Source organism: Metabacillus niabensis (assembly GCF_902829255.1).
GTDB lineage: Bacteria > Bacillota > Bacilli > Bacillales > Bacillaceae > Metabacillus > Metabacillus niabensis.
Genome location: NZ_CADEPK010000169.1, coordinates 1 through 1,817 on the forward strand (window position 1 = coordinate 1; position 1,817 = coordinate 1,817).

3 protein-coding genes are annotated in these 1,817 nt (G+C 34.0%); all 3 read right to left on the reverse strand.

Features of this window, described 5'->3' with window-relative positions; all coding sequences use genetic code 11:
- Positions 1-440: sigma-70 family RNA polymerase sigma factor (locus HU235_RS12255; protein WP_174880391.1), on the reverse strand; the 440-nt coding region annotated here is incomplete at its 3' end.
- Positions 441-524: 84 nt separating this feature from the next.
- A complete protein-coding gene (locus HU235_RS12260; RefSeq protein WP_095298190.1) occupies positions 525-1,022 on the reverse strand; it encodes a chemotaxis protein CheD in 498 nt (165 codons plus the stop codon).
- The gene (locus tag HU235_RS12265) at positions 1,015-1,656 is read right to left on the reverse strand and encodes a chemotaxis protein CheC (RefSeq protein WP_174880392.1); all 642 of its coding nucleotides are present in this window, start codon (positions 1,654-1,656) and stop codon (positions 1,015-1,017) included. The genes HU235_RS12260 and HU235_RS12265 overlap by 8 nt, the downstream gene beginning before the upstream one ends.
- Positions 1,657-1,817: the final 161 nt, after the last annotated feature.

Sequence of the window (1,817 nt, forward strand, 5' to 3'; positions counted from 1 at the left end):
TTCATTACACTTACAACTTCACCTTCAGTAAGTCCTAATTCATTTGCAATTTCTTTTGAAGATACATTTCTTAAATGCTTTTGTTCTAATTTATCAATTGTAGCTTCTACTTTTTTCGCCTTTTCTCTTGAGCTTCGGGGTAACCAATCCTCTTTTCTAAGGCCATCAATAATTGCCCCCCTCACCCTGAATGATGCATACGTATCAAATTTTAAATCACGATTTGGATCAAACTTCTCCAACGCATCATATAAACCAAATAGGCCAAGACTCATTAAATCATCTTTGCTTACACTTTTAGGTAAACCAACAGAAATACGTTGTACATGATAAGAAACAAGGGGCATGTATTTTTTGATAAGAACATTACCTGCATGTGTATCACGTAAATTAATCCATTTTTGCCATATCACTTGTTCTTCAGTCATTGTAGCTTGCACTGATATGATCCCCCTAACTAACAATTATGAACGTATTCCTACTAAATCCTCTATACATAAAAGAATGATAAAACTATTAAATGTTTATATTAATTTCGTACCCTGATTAACTGTTCTTATCATTAATTCACATGATTTCGGATTAAATTCAATCGTTCTTCCACTATTTCCGCCAACATCTTCACTTATAAGTCTAATATTATATTTTCTCAATTGTTGTTTAATTGCCTCAACATTTCTTGGACCAATCCTCATCAAATCACTAGATGTTTGGAATTGAAACATTTGTGCCCCACCAGCCATTTTTGCCTGTAAATTCCTCTCTCTTGCTCCTGCTTTAATTAATCTGCTTATTAACTCTGGTATGGCAGTATCCGCGTATTTAGCAATGTTGACATTCGTTTTGTTTGCTAAGACTGAGTCAGGTAGCATAATATGTGCCAAGCCTGCTAATTCATTTGTTTTATCAAATAATATTAAGCCTACACACGATCCTAAACCAGAAGTTCTTATTAGATTAGGTGCTTTTACAATATTTAAATCCGCTATACCTACTTTAACTAGTTCGATAGATTCACACATCATCATGAACACCTAAAGCTGAAAAGAGCGTTTTAAATGAATCAGGATCAGGAAGGAGGAAGAAATGACCTTTTACTATGTCGGTTTCCGAATGAATATCTTGCTCTTTAATAATTGTATCAATGACAATTGCATAATCACTTACTTGTGATAATTCAATTAACCCATAGCTTATGACTGCTCCAAACATATCGATAGAAAGAGCAGGTACTGAAGGGAATATCGATAGTTCTGTTAAATCAGATAAAGCAGATAGATAGGAGCCTGTTAAAATATTACCAAGCTCTTGAAATGCAGATAAACCAAGCTCATCATACTTTGACTGAAAGGTAAATTCATCATCAGAAATTAACTGCTTAATAAAATGTTCCGCTTGTTCAATACTTAAGACAAAAAACAATGAGCCAGGAATGTCTCCTTCGATGCGCAGAAACACGCTTGCAATTACTACTTCTGGCCCTCCTACCCACTCCATTAATTCATTAAACGATACAACTTTTACATTAGGCACATTCATATCAATCTTTTTATTTAGTAATTTAGAGAGAGCAGTCGCAGAATGGCCTGCCCCTATATTGCCTACCTCTTTCAAAACATCTAATTGCTTAGACGATATACTGCTTATATAGTCCATTACTCATTCACCTACACATTGAGTAAAGAACGATTTTGATTCAAATTTAATATTTCGTCTAAATCAAGCATAACAATTAATCTTTTATCAAGTTTTGCTACACCTTTGATATAATCAATTTCAATTGCCCCAACAACTTCAGGTGGAGGTTCAATCATATC